Below are 567 nucleotides of genomic sequence, written 5' to 3' on the forward strand. Positions count from 1 at the left end.
AGCTGCTTTCGCTTCAAACTCAACAGGGCTAACCCCATCGTTTGCAGAATGCCTTCTTTTTCGATTATAAAAAACTTCAATGTAGCCAAATATACCCGATCGCGCTGAGTCAATCGACTGATAATTCTTGGCGTATATTAACTCCACTTTCAATCGGGCGTAGAATGACTCCATAACAGCATTATCCCAGCAGTTACCCTTCCTACTCATGCTGCGCGTAATATTGTGACGCTCAAGAAAACCAACGTAACCGTTTGAACGATACTGCGAACCACGGTCCGAATGGACTATCAAGCCGGGAGAAACTCCTCGTGCATCAATCGCCATTTGCATAGCTCGTGTAATTAATTGCTCTGTCATATTTGAGTCCAAACTCCAGCCAATGATCTTGCGAGAGAATAAGTCCATAACTGTCGCTAAATACAACCACTGTTTGTCCACCCAAGCGTAAGTAATATCTGTTCCCCATTTTTGATTAGGCCGATCAGTGGAGAAATCCCGCCACAGTAAATTGTCTGCCACATTGTGCATCGTTAGAGCATGCCCGCCATAGTTAAACGCCTTGCC

At 44.8% G+C, this 567-nt stretch carries 1 protein-coding gene; it reads right to left on the bottom strand.

Annotation, left to right across the window (positions count from 1 at the left end; genetic code table 11):
* Positions 1-522, bottom strand: a 522-nt coding sequence (locus IDZ20_RS07890; protein ID WP_245792199.1) for an IS3 family transposase, incomplete at its 3' end; no start/stop codon positions are given.
* Positions 523-567 lie beyond the last annotated feature (45 nt).

Origin of the sequence: Teredinibacter waterburyi, from assembly GCF_001922985.1 — a bacterium.
Lineage (GTDB): Bacteria > Pseudomonadota > Gammaproteobacteria > Pseudomonadales > Cellvibrionaceae > Teredinibacter > Teredinibacter waterburyi.